Here is a 22,827-nt window from a genome sequence, read left to right on the forward strand (position 1 = left end):
GACCTCAAGACCGATTGAGGTTCTACGGTTGAAGCATGACCATTCCCACCACGCCGTCCGCTGATCCCGATGCCCTCGCCCGCGCCGCGACCGTCGACGGGTTCAAGACGGCGTTCCGTGACCACCCGGCCGGCGTCGCACTGATCAGTGCCTCGACCGATCGGGGAGACGTCGGGCTGACGGCGTCATCGGTCGCATCGGTGGCCGTCGACCCGCCGATGCTGTCCTTCTCGGTCACGCGAGCGACGGGGTCCGCGGGCGGACTGCTCAGTGCGGGAACGGTCGTCGTCCACCTCCTGGCGGATCACCACCTGGAGGTCGCGAAGGCGTTCGCCAAGACGGGGGAGCCGCGCTTCACGCCGGAACAGCACTGGGAGCGACTCGCGACCGGCGAGCCCTACCTGCCGAGCGCCCGGGCGGCACTGCGCTGCCGGATCGTGCAGACGGTCCCGGCCGGCAGCTCGATGCTCGTCATCGCCGAGGTGCTGGAGGTCATCCCGCCCGGCACGGACGCGCCGGCGCTCGTCTACCAGAACCGCAACTTCCACCGCCTGGAGTCCGACCCGCTCGGCTGATCAGGCGAGGAGCGCGATCGGGCCGATGTCGGCGACCGCCTCGATGACCCGCTCGGGGTGCTCGGCGATCCGGTTGAGGACGTAGAGCCACCACTCGGGTCCGTAGACGAGGTACTCGCGCGTCGTGAACCCGCGGCGGCGGAGGTCGTCGAGGAGTTCGGTGCCGAGTCCCTGGAGCATCTCGAACTCCACGTGCGGCTGACGGAGATCGTCGCCGAGCGCACCCTCGAGTGCGGCGACGAGGTTCGCGTCATGGGTGGCGACGTTGACACGGTGACCCGACCCCACGAGTCGCGTGACCATGCTGATGTAGGCGGCGGTCATCGGTGCGGAGTCACGGGGGTGAGCGACCTCGGTCGATTCGAGGAAGGCGCCCTTGACGACGCGGATCGGCCCGGACCGATCCAGCACCCGGTCGAGGTCCGCGGGGGTGCGGTGCAGTCTCGCCTGCAGGGTGACGCCGGTCTCCGGGAAGGCGTCGGCGATCTGCTCGTAGATCGACAACACGAGGTCCGTACGGTCGGAGCCCTCGGCGGAGATCATGAGCGAGGTGTCGGCATCCCGTGCCGCCTGCGCGAGCGCCAGGCCGTTGCGCAGGCCGAGCTCGGGGGAGACGACTGAACCGATGTGGGAGAGGTCGAGCGAGATCGTCGCGGTCTGGTCGGATTCGCTGATCAGGCGGGCGAGGTCGACGAACTCGGCGGTCTGTTCGTCTGCGACACGTGCGTCGCGGACGGACTCGCCGACGAGCTCGATGCTCCAGCGGTGCCCACGGTCGGTGTTCGCTTCGAGGAGCCGCAATGCGGAAGCCGCGTCCTCGCCGGCGATGTATCGCAGGGCCGCCCGCTTGGCGACGGCGGCAGCCTCAGGGTGGGCGAGGACTCGCGCTTTGAGGTCCTCGTCGAGGGCCCAGGCCCGCAGGGTGTCGGCGGCGCGCGACAGCGTCTCGTCGTTCATCAGCATGCTTCGACCCTATCCAGTCCTGGGTGACGGTTCGGACGGCACCGAGGTCTGGGCTGCGTCGCCCGTGCGCGCTACGCTCGCTCCCGTGGCGAGCTTCGAGGAGAAACCGATCCTGGACCTCACGCTCGATGAGTGGGAGGCCTACCTCGCCGGTGCGCCGAGCGACGCGGGCGTTCGGTTGAAGCTGCGGAAGAAGACCTCGAAGGCGTCGGGGATCACCTGGTCGGAAGCGCTCGACGTCGCCCTCTGCTACGGATGGATCGACGGACAGAGCAAACGGTTCGACGACGACTACACGCTGCAGGCGTTCACTCCGCGGCGGAAGAACAGCCCGTGGTCGCAGATCAACCGGGAGCACGTCGCCCGTCTCATCGAGGAGGGGCGGATGCGTCCTGCCGGGCTCGCGGAGATCGAGCGTGCCAAGGCCGACGGGCGGTGGGATGTGGCGTACCGGCAGAAGGACGCCGTCGCACCGGATGATCTCCAGGCGGCGCTCGATGCGAACCCCGAGGCGGCGGCGTACTTTGCGACGCTCGGCCGCACCGACCGCTTCCGCGTCTTCTTCCGCCTGAGCAACATCAAGACGCCCGCGATCAGGGCGGCGCGCATCGCCGACGTGGTCGAGAAAGCTGCCCGGGGCGAGCAACACTACCGCTGATGGTGAGTGGATCGGCGGGGATGCGGGTTCCACCAGGAACCGTCTGGCCGGTCGTCCACGAGGAGCGTCGGCGGCTGGTCGCGGATCTGTCGGTGCTGGACGACGAGCAGTGGGGGACGCCGTCGCTGTGCACGGGATGGGATGTGCATGATGTCGTGGCCCATCTCGTCGACTCGGCGAAGACGACGCGGCTGGGATTCGTCCGACGACTCGTCGCCGCGCGGTTCGACTTCGACCTCGACAACGCGCGCGGGGTCGAGCGGGAGCGGAGGAACGACCCGCAGGAGACGCTCCGGGCTCTGACGGACGCCACCGAGCTGACATGCACCCCGCCGGCGAACCTCGCGACCAGGCTCGTCGAGGCCATCGTGCACGGCGAGGACGTCCGTCGGCCGCTCGGCATCCGCGCGGGGTACCCGACAGCAGCGGTCATGGTGGCGTTGGAGTACCAGCTCCGGACCGGTGTCTCGATGGGCGGCGGCAAGGAACTCGCCCAGGGCGTCCGGCTCGTCGCCGAGGACGCCGGCACGAGCTGGGGTGAGGGCGACGAGGTCCGGGGATCGGCGCTCGACCTGCTGCTCGCGGTGTCAGGGCGAGCGACCGGGCCGGCTCTGCCCGGAAGGTGAGCGCGGGGCAGGGCGTGGGGCACGGAGTTGCACGGGCAGGCTGCTCCCGGGCACTGATGTGACTCGGCTCGGCTGCCCTTCGACAGGCTCAGGGACCGGAACGGTTCGGGCACCCCTCTTCCGGTAACTGAGTTTGTCGAAGTGCCCACGTGGAACCCTTCGACAGGCTCAGGGACCGGCGGGGGTCAGAACGGTGCAGGATCTGGCTCGGTCCGATACTGCTTCCCGTCGGGTGTCGTCCACTCGAGGACCCCGCCCGGCTGATGGTCGAGGTTCCACCCCGGCAGGTGCTTCATGCGGTGGTGATGTCGACACAGGCAGGCGAGATTCGCGACATCTGTCGTGCCTCCGTCTTCCCACGCGACCGAGTGGTCGAGGTCGCAGGCTCTGGCGCGTCTGCCGCAGCCCGGTGCCCGACAGGTGCCGTCCCGCAACCGCACTGCCCGTTGGAGGTCGGCCGGAACCCGGTACTGATGCCGGCCGACGGAAAGGACCGCACCGGTTTCCGGCTGGACCAGGATCCGGGTGAAGCTCGGAGCGTTCACCGCGATACGCGCCGCGGTCTCGGGGTCGATCGGGCCGTACCCGTCGAGCATCGCCGGGGCGTCAGAGGCACCGGCCATGCTCAGTGCCGGGACCGTGATCTGCACGGTCGGCTTGATGTGCTCCTGGACCTCGATCGGGTGCGGGAGCACCGGGCTCGACATCACGTCGTCCGGCGTGACACCGGTGAGCGCGAGCGCCGCGAGTGCGTCCGCCTGCAGCTGGGCGCAGATGCGGGTGTCGCCGGCCTGGCGCGATTCGGCGGCGGCCGTCTCGATCCGCTCGATGATGCCCTGGGCGATGGGTACCGTGGTGAAGAGGTGCACCCACGCCATGCCGTCGGCGGCGGGTTCGATCTCGACGCGGCGGTCGGCCTCCGAGCGGACCGCGCGGGCGGTGATGGACTCGGGGTGGAGCCGCTCCCGGAGCACGCGGGCGCGCCTGCGGAGGTTCGCGTTGGTGGACTCCTCCGCAACCGGCAGGACCTCAGCGAGGAACACCGCCCGCCCTGCTGCCGGCACGTCATTGAGTTGGTCGATGATCGTCTGCGCGTGCCGCGCCGAGATACGGCCGGCCTCGAGCGACGCCAGGACTGATGGGGCGTCGTTCACGAGACGTTCGGCGTCATTGGTGGCCCGCTGGACCGTTTGCTCGGGCGTGCGCGTCGCCATCGCGAGGGCCGCACACGTCGAGCGACGGGACATCGCCTGCCGCTCGGCCGGGGGGAACGCGGCCGGAACGACCGAGTCGGCGAAGGCGTCCGCGTAGGCGGCGGAGCGGGCCAGGAGGCGCGCTTTGCGTGCGTCCAAGACGGCTTGTTGCCGGTGGAGCTCCGCCCACTCGTCCGAGAACTCCGCGAGCTGCGCGGCGTACTCGTCGCCGACGCGGATCGCGGCGGAGGAGGTCTCGGTCATGGGACAAGTCCATCATGGACCACTGACATTCCAGATGCCGAGTCGCACCGGTTGTGGACGTTGCTCGGGTGTCCTTCGACAGGCTCAGGGACCGGAGGAGGGCACTCGATGAGCGACCGGACGGGGTCAGACGGCCCGGGCGAGCAGGTCCGCGACACGCTTCGCGACGGCGTCGTTCCACGCGGTGACACCGAACGCGGTCGGCCACAGGTCGCCGTCGTCGAGCGTCGCGGAGTCGTTGAACCCGATGGTCGCGTAGCGCGCCTTGAACTTCGCCGCCGCCTGGAAGAACACGACCGCCTTGCCGTCGGCGCCGACGTAGGCGGGCATGCCGTACCAGGTCTTGGCTGCGAGGCCGGAGTCGCCGCCCATGATCAGCTCGTGCAACGGCTCGGCGATCGCACGATCGGCGTCATCCATGTCCGCGATCGCGTCGACGACGGCCTGCAGGGCCTCCTCGCGACTCGCAGCCGCCTTCAGTTCCTTGGCGCGCTCCTTCATCGCCGCGCGTTCCTCGGCGCTGAATCCGCTCTTCGTGCTCGATTGTTTCTCGGCCATGTCGACGTCCTTCCGATCACCGTCTCCGAGTCCTGCCCGGCTCCGCGTCTCACGGTAGCGCTCGCGGTGGGGACGTGGGGTGCGGATTCGGCTCAGTCGTCCAGCGCGCCGGGACCGAGTACGGACTCGACGATGACCCGGATCGCGTACTCGCTCGTCTCGGCGAGATCGACGTCCGCCGGGTCGATGAGCCACTGCACCTGCAGGCCGTCCATGACCGCGAGGATGGACGCCGCCGCACGGTGGATCGTCTCGGGCGCATCGACGCCCCGCTCGGCGCACACCACCTCGAACGCCTCCGCGATCTCCCGACGCAGCGTCCGGTAGCGGTCGTCGAAGTAGTGCCTGGCCGGGTGGTCCTCGGTCACCGACTCCGCCGACAGGACGACGAACGCCTGCACGATCCCGGCGCGCTGCGCGTTCGCGGCGGCAGTGCGGATCAGGTGCTTGAACAGGTCGATGCCGCCCGGGATGTGCTGGTCGTCGAGGTCCTGCACGTCCGTCGCGTCGCGGTAGCTGAGTACCTCGAGGAGGAGCTGGTCCTTCGACCCGAAGTGGTGCAGGATGCCCGCCGGCGTCATGTCGACGAGCTCGGCGATGTCGATGAGCGTGCCGTTCGCGTACCCCTTGGCGCCGAAGACGTCCAACGCGGAGCGGACGACCTCGGCTCGCCTCGCCACGGTCGCCGGGCGTGGCTGGGCCGGTCGTTTCACCGTGTTCTGTCGTTTCACCGTGCTCATGGTGTCCGTTCCGCGGGGGCCTCGATGCGCCCGACACTACCGCGCTTGCCAACTTACTGAATGGTCAGTAAGTTATCACCGAATCCCGACTTGCGCCGCACTGCCGCAGCGCACACCCAAGAGGAGAAAGCGATGAAGCTGAGAACCCCCCTGCTGGCCGCGTTCGCGGCCACAGCCCTGCTGCTCACCGGATGCACCGGTGGCGGCGGGTCGAGCGACGGCCCCGAGAGCGGCGCCGCCCTGACGATCGCGAAGCCGGACGGCTCGATCGCCACCGAGTCCAACAACCCCTACGTCGGCGACTCGTCCGCGATGAAGCTCGGCTACATCAACGCGATCCTGGAGCCGCTCGCGATCGTCAACCTCGTCGACCCGAGCGCCGAGGTGAAGCCCTGGCTCGCATCCGAGATCGCCTGGTCCGACGACTACACCTCCGTCGCGCTGACCGCCCGTGAGGGCGTCACCTGGAACGATGGCGAGGCGTTCAGCGCCGACGACATCGCGTTCACCTTCCAGCAGTTCATCGACCACCCCGAACTCGACAACTCGGCCCTCGGCCTCACCACGGTCGCGACCGAGGGCGACACCGTCACCCTCTCGTTCGCGAACCCCATGTTCGTGAAGCAGGACAAGGTGCTCCTCAAGCAGATCGTCCCGAAGCACGTGTGGGAGTCCGTCGACGACCCCGCCACCTTCGAGAACCCGGAGCCCGTCGGCACCGGCCCGTACACGCTCACGAGCTTCAGCACCGAGAGCGTCGAGCTCTCCGCCCGCGACGACTACTGGGGTGAGCAGCCGGCCGTGCCGACGCTCTACTACGTGTCGTACAACGACAACACGGCTCTCACCACCGCGCTCGCGAACGGTGACGCCGACTGGGCGCAGGCCTTCATCCCGAACGTGCAGTCCGCGTACCTCGACAAGGACAAGGAGCACAACGTCTACTGGGCGGCCGCCGGTCTCGCCGTCGACGCGATGTTCGTGAACACGCAGACGAAGCCGTTCAACGACCCCGCGTTCCGCCAGGCGGTGAACCTCGTCATCGACCGCGAGCAGCACCAGCAGATCGCCCGCGAGGGCGGCGTCCCCGAGCTCAGCTCGGTGACCGGCCTCCCGACCCCGGCGGGTGACGCGTTCATCGCCTCCGAGTTCGAGGGCGAGGACTACACCGTCGACGCGAAGGCCGCGAAGCAGGTCCTGACCGACGCCGGCTACACCTGGGAGGACGACGTCCTCACCGACCCGTCCGGCGAGGCCGTCACCTTCACGCTGTCGGTGCCGCAGGGCTGGAACGACTACGTCACCGGCATCAGCCTCATCGCCGACTCGGTCAAGACGCTGGGCGTCACCGCCACGGTCGACACCCCCGACCAGGACACCTGGTGGGCGGCGAAGTCGGACGGCGACTTCCAGGCCATCCTGCACTGGACCGACACCGGTGCGACGCCGTACGACCTGTACTCCGACATCATGGACGGCCGCTGGCTCGTCGCCGAGGGCCAGGCGGCCGACTTCAACTTCGGTCGGTACGACAGCCCGGAGGCCACCGCGGCGCTCGCGGCCTACGCCAACGCGACGGACGACGCGACGCGCGCAGCCGCCCTCGAGACCGTGCAGCAGCTCTTCGTCTCCGACGTCCCGGCCATGCCCATCGGCACGCGTCCGTTCATCGGTTCGTACAACACGCGGAACTACACCGGATGGCCGAGCGAGGAGGACCCCTACGCGCCCGCCGACCCGACGCAGCCGACCGCGGTCTACATCCTCACGCAGCTCAAGGCCGCGAAGTAGGCACGGCGTCACACCGACGGGCGGGGCGCTCATCCGCCCCGCCCGTCACCTCCCGCATGCGCAACGGCATGCACCGCGATCAGCAACAGAACGGACTCATGCAGTGACCAACGACGACCTGCTGACGGTCCGGCGCCGCTCCTCATCAGCACAGAACGGACTCATGCAGTGACCAACGACGACCTGCTGACGGTGTCCTCCTTCAGCGTCACCTACGACGTGGAACCACCCGTCGAAGCCGTGCGCGACGTCTCGCTCACCCTCCGCCGCGGCGAGATCCTCGGCCTCGCCGGCGAGTCCGGTTGCGGCAAGACCACCCTCGCCTACGGCCTGCAACGGCTCCTCAAACCACCGGCGGTCATCACCGGCGGCACCGCCGTCTTCCACGACGAGTCCGGCGAGGACATCGACCTCGGCCTGCTCGGCGAGGAGGAGATGCGCGCGTTCCGCTGGGACAAGGCCTCCATGGTGTTCCAGGGCGCGATGAACGCCCTCAACCCGGTCACCTCGATCGGGCGCCAGCTCGACGACGTCTTCACCACACACCGCCGGGGCATGTCGCGAGCCGAACGCCGCGAGGAGGCGGGCAAGCTGCTCGACATCGTCGGGGTCGGACGCGACCGCCTGAAGTCCTACCCGCACGAGCTCTCCGGCGGCATGCGCCAGCGCGTCATGATCGCGATGGCGCTCGCCTTGAAGCCGCAGCTGATGATCATGGACGAGCCGACCACCGCGCTCGACGTGCTCGTGCAGCGCGAGATCCTCCAGCAGATCTCCGAGCTCCGCACCGAGTTCGGGTTCTCGGTCATCTTCATCACCCACGACCTCCCGCTGCTCCTCGAGATCTCCGACCGCATCGCCGTCATGCGTGCCGGTCGGCTCGTCGAGATCGACACGGCGGAACGCATCTACCGACAGGCGAAGGACCCGTACACGCGGAAGCTGCTCGCGTCCTTCCCGAGCCTCACCGGCGAGCGCGGCGACTTCGTCCGCGGGACTAGCGCCGCCACGTCGGCCACCCAGGCAGGAGCGACCGCATGACCACTCTCGAGTTCTCCCACGTGTCGAAGCGGTACCGGGTCCGTGGCTCCGGTCACATGCTCGCGCTCGACGACGTCAGCTTCACCCTGCGGTCCGGCCAGACGCTCGCCCTCGTCGGACAGTCCGGCAGCGGCAAGTCGACCATCGCGAAGATCCTCACCCAGCTGGAACGGGCGACGAGCGGCGACATCCTGCTCGACGGGAAGGCGATCCCGCGTCGTGGTCGCGCACTCCGCCGCTACCGCCAGCAGGTCCGCATGGTCTTCCAGGACCCGTTCGCCTCGCTGAACCCGTCGCACACGATCCGCCACCACCTGGAGCGGCCGTTGCGCCTCGACCACGTCGTCCCCGAGGCCGAGGTCGAGGACGAGGTGCACCGCCTCCTCGAGCGCGTGCAGCTCGACCCCGCCGGCACCATCGACCGCCGGCCCCACGAACTGTCCGGCGGCCAGCGCCAGCGGGTCGCCATCGCCCGCGCACTCGCGTCGCGTCCGTCCCTCCTCATCGCCGACGAGCCCGTCTCGATGCTCGACGTCTCCATGCGGCTGGGCGTCCTCAACCTCCTGGCCGAGCTGCAGCGCGAGTCGCGACTCGGCGTGCTCTACATCACGCACGACCTCGCGACCGCGCGGCACTTCAGCGATGAGATCATGGTCCTGCACCACGGCGAGGTGGTCGAGCGAGGCCCGGCCGACGACGTGATCCTCCGCCCGCAGCACCCCTACACGCTCGCCCTCCGCAACGCGTCACCCGACCCCGACCGCCACTTCGCGGGCGACGCGCTCTCCGAATCGGCAGGGAGCCGACCATGACCTTCTTCCTCCGTCGCGCCGCCTTCTACGCGTTCACCGCGTGGGCTGCGATCACGATCAACTTCTTCCTGCCGCGCATGCTCAAGGGCGACCCCGTCTCGGCGTACATCGCGAAGAACCAGGGCCGCATCAGCCCCGAGGCCGCGGACTCGCTGCGCACCCTGTTCGGACTCGACGCCGACAAGTCGATGCTCGAGCAGTACCTGGACTACTGGCGGTTGCTGTTCTCGGGCGACCTCGGACGGTCCTTCTCGAAGGGCCTCGCACCCGTCACCGACGTGATCGCCGCCGCCCTGCCGTGGACCGTGGGCCTCGTCGGGATCGCGACGATCCTGTCGTTCGTCCTCGGCACCTCCATCGGCGCCCTCATCGGCTGGCGACGCGGCAGCAAGGCGGACTTCATCGTCCCGCTGTCCACCTTCTTCTCGACGGTGCCGTACTTCTGGATGGGCCTCATCGCGATCGCCGTGTTCTCCACCCTCCTCGGCTGGTTCCCCGCCTCCCACGCCTACGGCAAGGGATCGAGGCCCGAGTTCTCGCTCGACTTCATCGGGCAGGTGATCGCGCACGGCTTCCTCCCGGCGGCGACGATCGTGCTCGCCTCGCTCGGCGGCTGGATCCTCGGCATGCGCAACATGATGGTCACCGTCCTCGACGAGGACTACGTGACCGTCGCCCAGGCGAAGGGCCTGCCGACCCGCCGGGTGCTCGTCGACTACGCCGCACGCAACGCCATGCTGCCGCAGCTGTCGAGCTTCGCCCTGTCGCTCGGCTTCATCGTCGGCGGCACGATCGTCATGGAGATGGTCTTCTCCTACCCGGGCGTCGGCAAGCTCCTGCTCGACGCCACGACGGCGAAGGACTACCCGCTCATGCAGGGGCTCTTCCTCGTCATCACCCTCACCGTCCTCGTCGCGAACATCCTGGCCGACGTCGCCTACGCGGTGCTCGACCCCCGCACCCGCCAGATGGAGTCCTGACATGACCATCCCCACCACCGAGGCCCTCGCCACCGCTGAGGCGCCCAAACCGACGCCGGCCGGCCGCTCGGTCGCCGCACGGTTCGCGTCGTCGTTCGCGATGTTCCGGAACGGCAAGTCGATCACGGGCCTCTGCATCCTCGGCTTCTTCGTCCTCGTCGCGGTCTTCGGCGACCTCATCGCGCCGTACGGCCCACTGGAGAAGGACTTCACCGCGCTGCGCCAGGCTCCGTCCGCCGCGCACCTGCTCGGCACCACGCACATGGGCGAGGACGTCCTGAGCCAGCTGATCTACGGCACCCGCGGCGTGCTCCTCGTCGGCTTCCTCGCGGGCATCTTCGCGACGATCATCGCCGTCGCCATCGGCGTCACCGCCGGGTACGTCTCGGGGTTCACGAGCGAGTCGCTGTCCGCGCTGACGAACGTCTTCCTCGTCATCCCGGGTCTCCCGCTCATGATCATCGTGGCGTCCCAGTACGACAACCCGAGCCTGTTCCTCATCGCCGGTGTCCTGGCGCTCACCGGGTGGGCGTGGGGCGGGCGAGTGCTGCGCGCGCAGACGATGTCGCTCCGCAACCGGGACTTCATCCAGGCGGCGAAGGCGAACGGGGAGTCCCTCTTCCGGATCATCACCGTCGAGATGCTGCCGAACCTGACCGCCATCATCGCCTCGAGCTTCGTCGGCACGGTCACCGCTGCAGTGCTCGGGCTCACCACGCTCGCGTTCATCGGTGTCATCCCCATCACGAACCTCAACTGGGGCACCATCCTGTTCTGGGCGCAGCAGAACGGTGCGTTCCCCGACTTCTGGTGGTGGTACGTGCCCGCCGGTGTGTGCATCGCCCTGCTCGGTGTCGCATTGTCGCTCATCAACTTCGGGATCGACGAGTACGTGAACCCGAGGCTCCGCTCGGCTGGCGAGCGCGCCAGGGCCCTCCGCAAGCGCGGCATCAAGCCCGGGGCGAGCGTCACCGCCGTCCGCACCGAGCCGGCCGGCCCGTCCACGACCACCGACACGACCCACACCGAACGCGCTGGAGCGACCGAACGATGAAGACCGACACCACCCGTCACCTCGACGCGGCCCGCTACCTCGACGCCACGCTGCCCATCGCGGCCCGTGTCGACGACCTCGTCGAGCGGATGACCGTCCGGGAGAAGGTCGGCCAGATGATGCAGCTCGACGCCCGCGACGACATCGAGGCGCACGTGCTCGAGACCCACGTCGGCTCGATCCTGCACGCGTCACCGGAGCGTCTCGCGGTCGCCCATGAACTCGTCGGCCGGACGCGACTACGGATCCCGCTGATCGTGGGGGAGGACTGCATCCACGGTCACTCCTTCCACCTCGGCGCGACGATCTTCCCGACGCAACTGGCCATGGCCGCGAGCTGGGACGCGGGTCTGCTCGAACGGGTCGCCAGGGCCACGGCCGTCGAGGTCGCCGCGACGGGTGTCCACTGGACGTTCTCGCCGGTGCTCTGCATCGCGCGCGACCTCCGCTGGGGCCGCGTCGGCGAGACCTTCGGTGAGGACCCGTTCCTCATCGGTGAGCTGGCCTCCGCGATGGTGCGCGGCTACCAGGGCGACGGACTGTCCGACCCGACCGCCATCCTCGCGACGGCCAAGCACTTCGCCGGCTACTCCGAGACGCAGGGTGGCCGCGACGCGAGCGAGGCCGACATCTCCCCGCGCAAACTGCGGTCATGGTTCCTCCCGCCGTTCGAGCGGGTCGCCCGCGAGGGCTGCGCCAGCTTCATGCTCGGCTACCAGTCGATCGACGGGGTGCCGATCACGGTCAACGAGTGGCTGCTGGGCGACGTCCTGCGCGGTGAGTGGGGGTACGAGGGGACGCTCATCACCGACTGGGACAACGTGGGCCGCATGGTGTGGGAGCAGCACGTCAGCCCCGACTACGTGCACGCCTCGGCTGCCGCGATCCGCGCCGGCAACGACATGGTGATGACCACGCCCGGCTTCTTCGAAGGTGCGCTGGAGGCGCTCGAGCGCGGGCTACTCGAGGAGGCCGACCTCGACCGGGCGGTCCGTCGCATCCTCACCCTGAAGTTCGCGCTCGGCTTGTTCGAGCGCCCGCGGCACCCGGACGCCGCGGAGCAGCTCGCGGTGATCGGCTCGCCGGAGCACACCGAGCTCAACCTCGAGACCGCGCGGCGTTCGCTCGTCCTGCTCCGCAACGAGGGCGTGCTGCCGCTCGCCGGCGGCTACCTGGCCGACGAGGCAGGCAGGGCGATCGCGACGTCCGAGGCCGGGCCGCAGCGCATCGCCGTCGTGGGTCCGCTCGCGGACGACGCGCAGATGCAGCTCGGCGACTGGGCGGGCAACTCCGGCCAGGCCGGTTGGCTGCCCGACGGCCAGCCGCGCGAGATGATCACCACCGTGGTCGACGGCCTGCGTGCGGTCGCACCCGCCGGGAGCACGGTCACGACCGCGTTCGGAGCTGACATCCTCACGCTCTCACCCGATCCCGCGGGGGCGACCTTCCCCGACGGCCAGCCGCGTCCACCGCTCGTCACGCCCGCGCGACCGGACGAGGCGCTCATCGCGGAAGCCGTCGCACTGGCCGAGGACGCCGACGTGGTCGTCGCCGTGGTGGGCGACCGCATCGAGCTCGTGGGGGAGGGTCGCTCCACCGCGACGCTCGAGCTCATCGGCGCACAGGTGGCCCTGCTCGACGCCCTTGCCGCCACCGGGAAGCCGCTCGTCGTGGTCCTGCTCGCTTCGAAGCCGCTCGTGCTGCCGCGGTCCGCGCTGCACGCCGATGCGATCGTGTGGGCGGCCAGTCCCGGCATGCAGGGCGGTCGGGCGATCGCGGAACTCCTGCTCGGTCTCATCGAGCCGACCGGTCGCCTGCCGATCTCCTTCGCGCGGCACGCCGGCCAGCAGCCGACGTACTACAACCAGATCCGCGGCCAGCACGGCGACCGCTACGCCGACCTCACCCAGGAGCCTGCGTTCGCGTTCGGCGACGGGCTGTCCTACTCGAGCGTCGAGTACGGGCAGCCGCGCCTCGATCAGGCCGTCTACGGACGTGACGACACCGTGCGCGCCGTGGTCGAGGTCCACAACAGCGGTTCGCGCTCCGTCCTCGAGACGGTGCAGGTGTACGTCAGCGACCTCGTCACATCAGTGAGCTGGGCAGACCAGGAGCTGAAGACGTTCCGTCAGGTCGCGATCGAACCGGGCGACACGGCGACGGTCACGATCGAACTGCCCGTCGCCGACTGCTCCATCGTCGACGCGCGGGGACGGCGGGTCGTCGAAGCGGGCGAGTTCGAGCTGCGGGTGGGCGGTTCGTCACGGGCCGATGCGCTGCACGCGGTCCGCTTCACGATCTCCGACTGAGCCGTCGAGCACCGGGACCCTCAGGGGCCGCACGAAGTCCCTCCTGTTTCGTGCGGCACCCGCGGGGCCGATCAGGCCAGTTCTTCGGCGTCCGCTCGAACGGTGACCTCGCCACCGTTGGCGCCGTGCATGAGGTCCTCCAGCAGCGGGCGGTCCATCTCGAACGTCTCATCCGACTCGAAGCTGAACTGCAGCGGGATCGAGGGGTGCAGCCAGAGCGTGACGCGGCCGCGTTCCGTCGAGGTGTCGCGGAGCGTCACCGAGAACGACTCGTTCCGGCGGAGCTTCATGAGGGTGATGGTCTTGACGTGAGCCAGCATCCGGTCCTCGAGGTGGAACCGGTTCTCGCCCGTCCCGTAAACGATCGCGCCCATGTGCTGTACCCTTCTCCGGACCTCCGACGATCGACACGGCGAGATGCGCCGGTGTCGAGCGGCCAGCCTGGAGACCCACTTCAACGTCCGCCGAACAAGTCTAGAAAACGAGAAATCGTCACGCTGAACTGTTGATTTCCGAGTGCCTGCTGCGCTATGCGTGTCCGCTCGGCGAGACGGTCAGGACAGCAGGTCCGGGTCCTGTCCCTGAGGGAGGGCCGAGGACGGGGTGTCCTGGGAATCGCCGTCAGGCGTGCCCATCGCGATACCGATACCGGGGCCGATCAGGAGGTTGATGGGCTCCAGCTGTCCTTCGCCGCGGTCGACCTGCAGCCATCGGAACTGCCCGGACGAGATGCTCTCGAGCACCTCGGCGCGGAACTCGTCCGGGTCGGAGACGGCGATCGAGTACGGAAGTCCCTGGTAGACGATCTCCATGCGGCTCATGCGACTTGTCCTGTCCGGCTCGGAGCGGGCTCCGCGATGACCGAGAGGCCGTGGGCGGAGTTCGCCGTGACGTTCAGCGCGTCGATCCACGCGCGGTTGAGGTCGATCGGGACGCTGCCCGAGTACTTGAAGCGCAACGGCACCGAGGGGTGGATCCAGATGACGCTGCGCCCGTCGCCCGCCCGCGGGTCGTCCTTCCACCCGAAGTAGAAGGCCTCGTTCCGGCGGAGCTTCGCGCCGATCACGAACTGCAGGTGCGCGAGCAGCCGGTCCTCGAAGGTGATCGAGACCTCAGAACCGTAGATCAGTTTTCCCATGGCGGGCCGTGCTCTCCTCGTCGTGCTTCACGCGGTGTCGCGTCACGCTGTGTCGCTTCACCATAAGTCTCCCGGCTCGGAATTCCCAGCTGACGCCCGCGCGGGCGCGAATGGGAGATGTCGTCGATGATGTCAAGGGCCCGCGGACCGACAGCTTCGGTGCGTAACCTGCGGTGCAGGAGGTGCCACCAATGGCAACAGCAGAGAAGACCAGCAAGACCGACAGCACGACCCGATCGGCTCCCGGAGGATCCGGGCCGAAGCCCACCCGTCGGCAGAACGCCGAGAAGGGTTTCGTCGCGTCGAAGGAACTGGACGCCAACATGCAGGCCGTCCTCGTCGACCTCATCGAGCTGTCGATCCAGGGCAAGCAGGCGCACTGGAACGTCGTCGGACGCAACTTCCGCGACACGCACCTGCAGCTGGACGAGATCATCGACGCGGCCCGTGAGTTCAGCGACACCGTCGCCGAGCGCATGCGTGCCCTGCACGCCGTGCCGGACGGACGCAGCGACATCGTGGCCGAGACCACGACGTTGCCCGAGTACCCGCAGGGCGAGATCGACACCTCGGAGACGATCGATCTGATCACCGTCCGACTCGAGGCCGTCGTCGGCACCATGCGCCGCGTCCACGACGAGGTCGATGACGAGGACCCGACGAGCGCGGACATCCTCCACGCGATCATCCAGCAGCTGGAGCAGTTCGCCTGGATGATCAGCGCGGAGAACCGGACGGCGACCCGCAGTCGTTGACCTGGGGCGGCGTCCGACGGCGAATCGTCGTCGGCGCCGCCGCCCATCGGGGTCGGATGTCGGTTCGGCGACTACTCGTCGTCGGCGCCGCCACCCGACGCCGTGTCCTCACCGTCAGTGGACTCGGAACCGTCGGAGCCCGAACCGTCGGGGATCTCCTCCGCGTCCGGACGTGAGGATGATGCAGATGCGTTCGTCATGTTCGCTTCCTTCCTGGTTGTCGCCATCGGAGATGACCAGACCAACGCTAGGCCGCCGAGCTGATCGGCGCGTGGGGGTTGACGCTTCGACAGGGCCAGACCACCATGGCGGCTGTGATGAGCGGCGATGAGGTGACCGGACGCGAGACCCCGACGGGGAGCATCCGCACACCGAAGCAACGGGTCGGCGCGTGGATCATGCCCGCGCTGCGTCCGTGGCGCCTCATGCTCGCGCTCAAGGTCGCCATCGCGGCCACCGCCGCCTGGTTCCTCGGCAGCCTGCTCCCGGGCGAGCTCGGCGACTTCTCCTACTACGCCCCGCTCGGCGCCCTCGTGAGCCTCACACCGACGCTCATGGACTCGGTGCGCTCGAGCCTGCAGACCCTCGTCGGTCTGGGCCTCGGCATCGGACTCGCGTGGCTGCTCATCATCTCGCCCGCGCCCGGCTGGGTGTCCGTCTCGCTGTCGGTGGGGCTCGGAACACTCCTCGCCGGCTTGCCGGGGCTCGGGCAGGGCCGCGACTACGTCCCCATCGCGGCGCTCTTCGTCATCATCATCGGCGGAGCGAACGCCAACGACTTCTCGGTCGGCTACCTCGTGCAGATGGCCCTCGGCGTGCTCGTCGGGCTCCTCGTGAACCTGCTCATCATGCCGCCGCTGTTCGTCCGCGAGTCGGCAGCCGGGATCTCGGCCGCGAGGTCGCGGATGGTCGGTGCGCTCCGGAGCATGTCGGACACCCTCCGATCCGAGTCGGCACCGACCCCGGACGACCCGCCGTCCTGGGACAGCTCGCTGCTCGCCATCCGGCACGACGTCGACGCCGCGCGCGGGCTGATGAAGGACGCCGCGGAGAGCCGCCGGGCCAATCCGCGCACGCGGTGGAATCGGCACGACTTCCGCGGGGATGAGGGGGCGCTCGCCGCCCTCGAACGGATCGCGCCGGTGGTCGTGGAGATCGGTGACGCCCTGCGTGCGGCGCTCTGGGGGATCCCGGTGCCGGTCGACCTCGACGAGGGCGTCCGGAGTGCACTCGCCGATGCGATCGACGCCTCGGCCGACCTCGTCGAGGCCGCGATCGACGACGACCGTCTCTCCGAGGCGCTGCGTGCCTCCGACCGGGCGCTGACGATGCTGCGTCGGGCGGTGCGATCGGCCCACGCGGGCGCGAAGGGGGCGGCGGGCCGGGAGCCGGACGACGACGACCCGGCGGAGGATGCGGGCGGCGAGAACCTGCTGTTCGCGCTGCGCCGCATCCATGCCGAGATCGAGCGCTCGGAGCGGTCGCCCGAAGCCTGACCGATGCGCTCGGCGCTCAGAGGATCGGCTTGCCGCCCGTCACCGCGATGACGGCGCCCGAGATGTAGCTGCCCTCGTCCGAGGCGAGCAGCACGTAGGGCGGTGCGACCTCTGCGGGCTGGCCCGGACGCCCCAGCGGGGTGTCCGTCCCGAACGACTCGACCGTCTCGGGCGGCATCGTCGACGGGATCAGGGGTGTCCAGATCGGGCCGGGGGCGACCGCGTTCACGCGGATCCCGTCGCCGCCGAGCAGCTGGGCGAGCGAAGCGGTCATGCTCGCGAGCCCAGCCTTGGTCATGGCGTAGGGCATGAGCTGCGGCGACGGCGAGTCGGCCTGCACCGAGCTCGTCGCGATGATCGAGGATCCCGGAGCCATGTGCGGGACCGCCGCCTTGCTCAGGTGGAAGAACGCACTGAGGTTCGTCGCGAGCGTGTGGTCCCACTCCTCGTCCGGGATCTCGGCCAGGCTCTCCCGGGTCATCTGGTACGCGGCGTTGCTCACGAGGATGTCGACTTTGCCGAAGCGCTCCACCGTCGCGCGGACGATCTCGCGGCAGTGCTCCGGGCTCGTCAGGTCGCCGCCGATGCTGAGCGCGCTCCGGCCGGCCTCCTCGACCCAGCGCACCGTGTCCGCGGCGTCCTCGTCCTCGTCGAGGTAGCTGACGACGACGTCCGCCCCTTCGCGGGCGTAGGCGATCGCGACGGCCTTCCCGATGCCGCTGTCGCCGCCGGTGATGATGGCGACCTTGCCCTCGAGCTTGCCGGAACCCCGGTAGCTGGACTCGCCGTGATCGGCCTGCGGGGTGAGTTCACCTTCGGTGCCGGGCGGCTGCTGCTGCTGAGCGGGCTGGTTCATGGTGTTCCTCCCTGTGCTGCTGTGCGTGCCAGCATGCTGTGGTTGCGGTCCGACCAGCCAAGCCGATCCGAGCGATCCGCCTCCAGGGGTTGACGCCCGCCCAGAGGCGGGAGGCGCGTGCTAGCAGCCGCGTGGCGGGGCCGCCAGCCCCGCCGATTCGGAGGCGTGGCTCGTAGGGTGAATCGCATGACCGCAGCTGGCGAGGATCTCCGTTCGTACGCACCGATCGGGGACGGCCGCACCGTCGCCCTCATCGGACTCCGTGGCCAGGTCGACTGGCTGCCGATCCCGGACCTCGGGTCCATGCCGGTGTTCGCCCGGCTGCTCGACGACGACTCCGGCGGATGCATCGAGCTCGAGCCGGTCGGCGAGTACACCGTCACGAGGCGCTACGTGTCCGGCACCAATGTGCTGCGCACGACCTTCACGACCGAGCACGGGCGCGCGACGATCACGGACGCACTCGTCACGGGTATCGCGGGCCGCCTGCCCTGGGCCGAACTCGCGCGCCGGATCGACGGGGTCTCAGGCAGCGTCGAGTTCACCTGGCGCGTCCGTCCCGGGACGGCGCTCGGGACGGCCTCGCCGTGGATCGAGGACAGCACACGGGGCCCCATCATCCGGTCGGGCGCGACGACGATCGCGGTGGTCGGCGACGAGTACGGGCCGGACGAGGTCGAGGTCGATGGATCGATGCCGACGGAGCTCTCGGGCCGGTTCACGACCAGCGAGGACTCCCGGCATCTCCTGATCGTCGTCGCCACCCACGGCGAGCCGATCCATCTGCCCGTGCCTGCCAACGTCGACGTGGGCATCGACCGCACGATCGACAACTGGCGGGCCTGGTCCCGGGCGTTCTCCTACGAGGGACCGTGGGCGAATCAGGTGCAGCGCAGCGCGCTCGCCCTGAAACTGCTCATCTTCAGCCCCACCGGGGCCATCGCCGCCGCCGCCACGACGTCACTGCCGGAGAACCCGCGCGGGGCCAAGAACTGGGACTACCGCTTCGCCTGGGTGCGGGACCTCGCGTACACCGCGCATGCGCTCGTCCGCTTCGGTCTCCGCGAGGAGACGCACGCCGCCGTGTCGTGGCTGCTGCGCACCATCCGCGAGAACGGGCCGGAGCTGCACATCTTCTACGGACTCGAGGGCGGTGTGCCCGACGGGGTCGTCGAGCACGACGTCGCCGGCTGGCGCGGCATCGGCCCGGTGGTGAGTGGGAACCCGGCCCAGGGGCAATTGCAGCTCGGTGTCTACGGCGACCTCTTCGCGATCTGCCGCACCTACGTCGACGCCGGCAACGTCCTCGACGTGGAGACCGGTCGTCTCCTCGCCGAGGTCGCCGACCGCACCTGCGACCTGTGGCGGAATCGCGACGCAGGCATGTGGGAGCTGCCCCAGGAGGAGCACTACGTCTCGTCCAAGATGGGCTGCTGGCAGGCCCTCGGCGATGCGGTGCACCTGGCGGAGCTCGGGCAGGTCGCCGGCAGTGCCGATCGCTGGCGCGCCGAGCAGACCCGGATCCGGGAATGGATCGACGAGCACGGGTGGAACGAGGAGCGCGGGGCGTACGTCATGTTCCCCGGGAGCGACGACCTCGACGCCTCCGTGCTGCTGCACGCGATGAGCGGGTTCGACCGCGGTGACCGGATGTCCTCGACCATCGACGCGCTGACGGCCGAACTCGGTGAGGGGCCGCTGCTGTACCGGTACTCGGGCGTGCAGCAGGAGGAGTACACCTTCGTCGCCTGTGCGTTCTGGCGGGCCTCCGCGCTCGCCTGCGTCGGCCGTCACGACGAGGCGATCGCGGCCATGGACGAGCTCGTCGGCATGACCAACGACGTCGGGATCCTCGCCGAGATGATCGACCCGGCCGACGGTGCGCACTGGGGCAATCTGCCGCAGGCCCTGAGCCACCTCGCGCTCATCAACGCGGCTCTCACGATCAAGGAGCTCACCGAGGAGGAGTGAAGTCCCCGGTCCCTGAGCCTGCACCCCGGTCCCTGAGCTTGTCGAAGGGCGGTCCCTGCGCGGATACCCGGCAGCCTCCGAGAACGCAAGCCCCGGGGTCACACCGGTCGCGGTCCGTAGCGTTGCAACCACTCGGCCACGATCCGATCCACGCCGAACACCCACTGAACGAGAGGACCATCACCATGGCCGACGACCAGTACACCTTCACCGACCCGGCGAAGCTCTACGCCCACATCTCCGCGGAGAAGCAGCACCAGCCCGAGCCCGGCCTCGACGCGAAGCTCGACCCGAAGGCCGACCTCGGCGAGGAGAGCTACCGCGGCACCGGCCGGCTCACCGGCCGCAAGGCGCTCATCACCGGTGGCGATTCCGGCATCGGGGCCGCCACCGCGATCGCCTTCGCCCGCGAAGGTGCCTCCGTGGCCCTGTCCTACCTCCCGGAGGAGGAAGAGGACGCGCAGCGCATCGCCGGCATCGTCCGCGACGCCGGCGTCACCGTCCTCACCCTGCCGGGCGACCTGCGCGACCCGTCCTACTGCCGCGACCTCGTCGCGCAGACGGTCGAGGGCCTCGGAGGACTCGACATCCTCGTGAACAACGGCGGCAAGCAGATGTTCAACGAGGACCTCACCACCCTCACGGACGAGCAGTTCGACGACACCTTCAAGACCAACGTCTACGCGATGTTCTGGCTCTCGAAGGCCGCCCTCCCGCACCTGCCGGCCGGCTCGTCGATCATCAACACGACCTCGATCCAGGCGTACTCGCCTTCCGACATCCTCGTGGACTACGCGTCGACCAAGGCGACCATCAACGCCTTCACGAAGGCGCTGGCGCAGCAGCTCGCGCCCAAGGGCATCCGCGTCAACGCGGTCGCGCCCGGCCCGATCTGGACGCCGCTCCAGGTGTCGGACGGTCAGCCGCAGGACAAGATCGCCGAGTTCGGCGAGGACACCCCGCTCGGCCGCATGGGCCAGCCTGCCGAGCTCGCGCCCGCCTACGTGTTCCTCGCGTCGGCTGAGTCGTCCTACGTCCTCGGTGAGACCCTGAACGTCAACGGCGGTATGCCCACGCCGTAACCCCGTCCCACCCCACAGCAGCCCGCGAACTGTCAGTTCCGGCTAGTCCGACGCCGTTCGACTAGCTCGTTCTGACAGTTCGCGGGCTGTTTGGGTCAGTCCTTGCGGTCTGCAGCTCGCCGAACCCGACGGCCCTCGAGCGCGTCCTTCGCGTCGCGGTCGGCGAGCGCCTTGATCGCGGCGTCCGAGCGCAGCGGCAGCTGCAGTTCCTGTTCCGCGGCGACACCCGAGGCGAGCTGGCGGCCACGCTGGATCTCGATGTCGAGCTGGGCGCCGAACAGCAGTGCGAGGTTCGCGATCCAGATCCACAGCAGGAAGATGATGATGCCGGCGAGCGAGCCGTAGGTGGCGTCGTAATTGCTGAAGTTGGCGATGTAGAAGCCGAACCCGACCGAGGCGATGAGCAGGATCAGGACAGCGGTGAGCGCCCCGATGCTGATCCAACGGAACTTCTCCGGCTTGATGTTCGGCGTCGCGGAGTACAGCACGGCGATGACGAAGACGAGCGCGGCGGCCATGACCGGCCACTTCGCGATCGACCAGACCGTGAGGCCCGTCTCACCGAGACCGACCGCCTGTCCGATGGCCTGAGCGACCGGGCCGGACACGATGAGCGCGAGGGCGATCACCGAGATGACGAGGAGGACGACGAGGGTCACGCCGAGCTGCGTCGGACGCAGGGACCAGATCTTGCGACCCTCCTCGACCCCGTACATGCGGTTGAGCGCGCGACCGAAGCCGCCCACGTAGCCGGATGCCGACCACACGGCACCGGCGATACCGGCGAAGAGGGCGAAGCCGATCGCCGGTGACTCGACGAACTGGTTCACGGCGTCGGTCAGGAAGCCGAGGCTGTCGCCCGGTGCGAGGTTGCCGACGATCTCGAGCAGGGCGTCGGTGCCGCTCCGGCTCTGCCCGAAGAGGCCGAGGATCGAGACGAGCGCGAGGACGGCCGGGAACAGCGACAGGATCGCGAAGTAGGTGAGCCCTGCCGCGAGGTCGGTGCACTGGTTCGAGGTGAAGGAGTGCAGCGTCCGCTTCAGGACGTAGCCCCAGGGCACGGGGACGCGCTGCGGCTGCATCGTCTCCTCGGCGTCATCTGCGTGACGGTCCTTCGGATCGTCGGGCTGGCTCGCCTCGACGCGGTCCTGGCGCTGCTTGGTGGGTTCAGACACGGTGCCCTCGGTTCGCACGCCACAGCAGAACGCCGGCGCCGACGACCGCCACCGAGGCGACGACGATGGCGGTGGTGCGCAGGTGGTAGGCCACGGCGGTGCGGACGTCGAACTTCTGGAAGAGGAGGTCGAGCGTCTGTGCGAGGTGCTCACGCGTCTGCTCGACGTCGAGCTGCAGGGTGTTCAGCCCGGCGCCCTCGGGGGGAGTGGGGCGGGCGAGATCCTGGTCGCTCATGCTGCGGCCTCCTTGGTGTCGTGCTTCGAGTCGTGCTGCTGGTGCTCTGCGAGGTGGTCGCCGGTGAGGGCTTCGACACTGCGCTCGGGAACGGGCTTCGCGCCGGCCTTGAGCTTCTTGACGCCGACGAGCGCCAGGATCCCGGCGACGAGGATGAGGACGACGCCGACGATGAGGGCGGCGAGCCAGGCGGGGAGCACGGTGGCGAGTCCGAGGACGGCGGCCGCGATGAGCGTCCCGAAGCCGAAGAGCACGAGCACGAGGGCGACGACGAGCATTCCCGCGCCGACCCCGAGGTCCTTGGCCTTCTTCGTCATCTCCGCCTTGAACAGGGCGATCTCGCCCGTGACGAGGCGGACGACGTCCTCGCGGAGGTCGGTGAGGAGGGTCTTCATGGGAGGAAGTCCGCGGCGACTCCGTCTGCGGTCGGCCGCGCTGCTGGCATCGGTCATGTGAGCACTCTTCTCGTTGTGGTCCTCCAGCCCACACCCCTCGCGCGCGCGAGACAAGGGCTTGACAGGCGTGTCGGCCGATCGCGGAATACGACGACCCGGA

25 protein-coding genes are annotated in these 22,827 nt (G+C 69.3%); 13 read left to right on the top strand and 12 right to left on the bottom strand.

Features of this window, described 5'->3' with window-relative positions:
- The first annotated feature begins 35 nt into the window (after positions 1–35).
- A complete protein-coding gene (locus tag A4X17_RS18185; protein ID WP_082916284.1) occupies positions 36–575 on the top strand; it encodes a flavin reductase family protein in 540 nt (179 codons plus the stop codon).
- Here A4X17_RS18185 and A4X17_RS18190 read toward each other — a convergent pair whose 3' ends face one another.
- The gene (locus tag A4X17_RS18190; RefSeq protein WP_197479118.1) at positions 576–1,538 is read right to left on the bottom strand and encodes a proline dehydrogenase family protein; all 963 of its coding nucleotides are present in this window, start codon (positions 1,536–1,538) and stop codon (positions 576–578) included. It abuts the gene before it with no gap.
- 85 nt (positions 1,539–1,623) lie between these two features.
- Between A4X17_RS18190 and A4X17_RS18195 the strand changes: the two genes are divergently transcribed.
- Positions 1,624–2,196 carry a YdeI family protein gene (locus A4X17_RS18195; protein WP_082916297.1) on the top strand — a complete coding sequence of 191 codons (573 nt, stop codon included), beginning with the start codon at positions 1,624–1,626 and terminating at the stop codon, positions 2,194–2,196.
- Positions 2,197–2,216: 20 nt separating this feature from the next.
- Positions 2,217–2,822 (top strand): maleylpyruvate isomerase family mycothiol-dependent enzyme, encoded by a 606-nt coding sequence (locus A4X17_RS18200; RefSeq protein WP_064297065.1) that lies wholly within the window; start codon positions 2,217–2,219, stop codon positions 2,820–2,822.
- A 185-nt stretch (positions 2,823–3,007) separates the two neighbouring features.
- Here the strand turns inward: A4X17_RS18200 and A4X17_RS18205 are convergent, their stop codons facing one another.
- The 3 genes from A4X17_RS18205 to A4X17_RS18215 form a co-directional block, all read right to left on the bottom strand.
- Positions 3,008–4,279, bottom strand: a complete 1,272-nt coding sequence (locus A4X17_RS18205) for an HNH endonuclease signature motif containing protein (protein ID WP_064297066.1) — start codon at positions 4,277–4,279, stop codon at positions 3,008–3,010.
- Positions 4,280–4,405: 126 nt separating this feature from the next.
- Positions 4,406–4,837, bottom strand: a complete 432-nt coding sequence (locus A4X17_RS18210) for a hypothetical protein (RefSeq protein WP_064297067.1) — start codon at positions 4,835–4,837, stop codon at positions 4,406–4,408.
- Between the two features lie 92 nt (positions 4,838–4,929).
- On the bottom strand, positions 4,930–5,577 hold the full coding sequence (locus tag A4X17_RS18215) for a TetR/AcrR family transcriptional regulator (protein WP_064297068.1): 648 nt from the start codon (positions 5,575–5,577) through the stop codon (positions 4,930–4,932).
- A gap of 132 nt (positions 5,578–5,709) precedes the next feature.
- Between A4X17_RS18215 and A4X17_RS18220 the strand changes: the two genes are divergently transcribed.
- From A4X17_RS18220 to A4X17_RS18245, 6 genes are all read left to right on the top strand, one after another.
- Positions 5,710–7,368, top strand: a complete 1,659-nt coding sequence (locus tag A4X17_RS18220; protein ID WP_064297069.1) for an ABC transporter substrate-binding protein — start codon at positions 5,710–5,712, stop codon at positions 7,366–7,368.
- 168 nt (positions 7,369–7,536) lie between these two features.
- Entirely contained in the window at positions 7,537–8,409 is an 873-nt protein-coding gene (locus A4X17_RS18225) for an ABC transporter ATP-binding protein (protein WP_064297070.1), read from the top strand.
- Positions 8,406–9,221, top strand: a complete 816-nt coding sequence (locus A4X17_RS18230; protein WP_064297071.1) for an ABC transporter ATP-binding protein — start codon at positions 8,406–8,408, stop codon at positions 9,219–9,221. The genes A4X17_RS18225 and A4X17_RS18230 overlap by 4 nt, the downstream gene beginning before the upstream one ends.
- A complete protein-coding gene (locus tag A4X17_RS18235; protein ID WP_064297072.1) occupies positions 9,218–10,201 on the top strand; it encodes an ABC transporter permease in 984 nt (327 codons plus the stop codon). The genes A4X17_RS18230 and A4X17_RS18235 overlap by 4 nt, the downstream gene beginning before the upstream one ends.
- A 1-nt stretch (position 10,202) precedes the next feature.
- The gene (locus A4X17_RS18240; RefSeq protein WP_064297073.1) at positions 10,203–11,255 is read left to right on the top strand and encodes an ABC transporter permease; all 1,053 of its coding nucleotides are present in this window, start codon (positions 10,203–10,205) and stop codon (positions 11,253–11,255) included.
- Positions 11,252–13,564, top strand: a complete 2,313-nt coding sequence (locus A4X17_RS18245) for a glycoside hydrolase family 3 N-terminal domain-containing protein (RefSeq protein ID WP_064297074.1) — start codon at positions 11,252–11,254, stop codon at positions 13,562–13,564. Before A4X17_RS18240 ends, A4X17_RS18245 begins: the two co-directional genes overlap by 4 nt.
- Positions 13,565–13,635: 71 nt before the next feature.
- Here A4X17_RS18245 and A4X17_RS18250 read toward each other — a convergent pair whose 3' ends face one another.
- The 3 genes from A4X17_RS18250 to A4X17_RS18260 all read right to left on the bottom strand — a co-directional run bounded on the left by A4X17_RS18250 (position 13,636) and on the right by A4X17_RS18260 (position 14,702).
- Entirely contained in the window at positions 13,636–13,938 is a 303-nt protein-coding gene (locus A4X17_RS18250) for a hypothetical protein (RefSeq protein ID WP_064297075.1), read from the bottom strand.
- Positions 13,939–14,118: 180 nt separating this feature from the next.
- Positions 14,119–14,385: a hypothetical protein gene (locus A4X17_RS18255; protein ID WP_071261757.1), complete on the bottom strand. Its 267-nt coding sequence runs from the start codon at positions 14,383–14,385 to the stop codon at positions 14,119–14,121.
- On the bottom strand, positions 14,382–14,702 hold the full coding sequence (locus A4X17_RS18260) for a hypothetical protein (RefSeq protein WP_064297077.1): 321 nt from the start codon (positions 14,700–14,702) through the stop codon (positions 14,382–14,384). Before A4X17_RS18260 ends, A4X17_RS18255 begins: the two co-directional genes overlap by 4 nt.
- A 191-nt stretch (positions 14,703–14,893) precedes the next feature.
- Here A4X17_RS18260 and A4X17_RS18265 point away from each other — a divergent pair, with 191 nt between their 5' ends.
- The gene (locus tag A4X17_RS18265) at positions 14,894–15,457 is read left to right on the top strand and encodes a Dps family protein (RefSeq protein WP_064297078.1); all 564 of its coding nucleotides are present in this window, start codon (positions 14,894–14,896) and stop codon (positions 15,455–15,457) included.
- Between the two features lie 71 nt (positions 15,458–15,528).
- On the opposite strand, the gene A4X17_RS19790 is transcribed toward A4X17_RS18265, so the two are convergent.
- Complete coding sequence (locus A4X17_RS19790) at positions 15,529–15,657, bottom strand: hypothetical protein (RefSeq protein ID WP_255376699.1); 129 nt, start codon at positions 15,655–15,657, stop codon at positions 15,529–15,531.
- Positions 15,658–15,774: 117 nt separating this feature from the next.
- On the opposite strand from A4X17_RS19790, the gene A4X17_RS18270 reads away from it, so the two are divergent.
- Complete coding sequence (locus A4X17_RS18270) at positions 15,775–16,953, top strand: hypothetical protein (protein ID WP_064297079.1); 1,179 nt, start codon at positions 15,775–15,777, stop codon at positions 16,951–16,953.
- 16 nt (positions 16,954–16,969) lie between these two features.
- On the opposite strand, the gene A4X17_RS18275 is transcribed toward A4X17_RS18270, so the two are convergent.
- Positions 16,970–17,809: an SDR family oxidoreductase gene (locus tag A4X17_RS18275; protein WP_064297080.1), complete on the bottom strand. Its 840-nt coding sequence runs from the start codon at positions 17,807–17,809 to the stop codon at positions 16,970–16,972.
- Positions 17,810–17,995: 186 nt separating this feature from the next.
- Between A4X17_RS18275 and A4X17_RS18280 the strand changes: the two genes are divergently transcribed.
- Together A4X17_RS18280 and A4X17_RS18285 are read left to right on the top strand one after the other, a co-directional pair.
- Positions 17,996–19,780 carry a glycoside hydrolase family 15 protein gene (locus A4X17_RS18280; RefSeq protein WP_064297081.1) on the top strand — a complete coding sequence of 595 codons (1,785 nt, stop codon included), beginning with the start codon at positions 17,996–17,998 and terminating at the stop codon, positions 19,778–19,780.
- Between the two features lie 185 nt (positions 19,781–19,965).
- Entirely contained in the window at positions 19,966–20,862 is an 897-nt protein-coding gene (locus A4X17_RS18285) for an SDR family oxidoreductase (RefSeq protein WP_064297082.1), read from the top strand.
- Positions 20,863–20,957: 95 nt separating this feature from the next.
- Here the strand turns inward: A4X17_RS18285 and A4X17_RS18290 are convergent, their stop codons facing one another.
- From A4X17_RS18290 to A4X17_RS18300, 3 genes are read right to left on the bottom strand one after another with little or no spacing between them, the layout of a single operon-like run.
- A complete protein-coding gene (locus tag A4X17_RS18290; RefSeq protein ID WP_064297083.1) occupies positions 20,958–22,037 on the bottom strand; it encodes a YihY/virulence factor BrkB family protein in 1,080 nt (359 codons plus the stop codon).
- Positions 22,030–22,272, bottom strand: coding sequence for a DUF3618 domain-containing protein (locus A4X17_RS18295; protein WP_064297084.1), 243 nt, complete (start codon positions 22,270–22,272; stop codon positions 22,030–22,032). The genes A4X17_RS18290 and A4X17_RS18295 overlap by 8 nt, the downstream gene beginning before the upstream one ends.
- The gene (locus A4X17_RS18300; protein WP_064297085.1) at positions 22,269–22,724 is read right to left on the bottom strand and encodes a phage holin family protein; all 456 of its coding nucleotides are present in this window, start codon (positions 22,722–22,724) and stop codon (positions 22,269–22,271) included. Before A4X17_RS18300 ends, A4X17_RS18295 begins: the two co-directional genes overlap by 4 nt.
- Positions 22,725–22,827 lie beyond the last annotated feature (103 nt).

Source organism: Plantibacter sp. H53 (genome assembly GCF_001650455.1).
Lineage (GTDB): Bacteria > Actinomycetota > Actinomycetes > Actinomycetales > Microbacteriaceae > Plantibacter > Plantibacter flavus_A.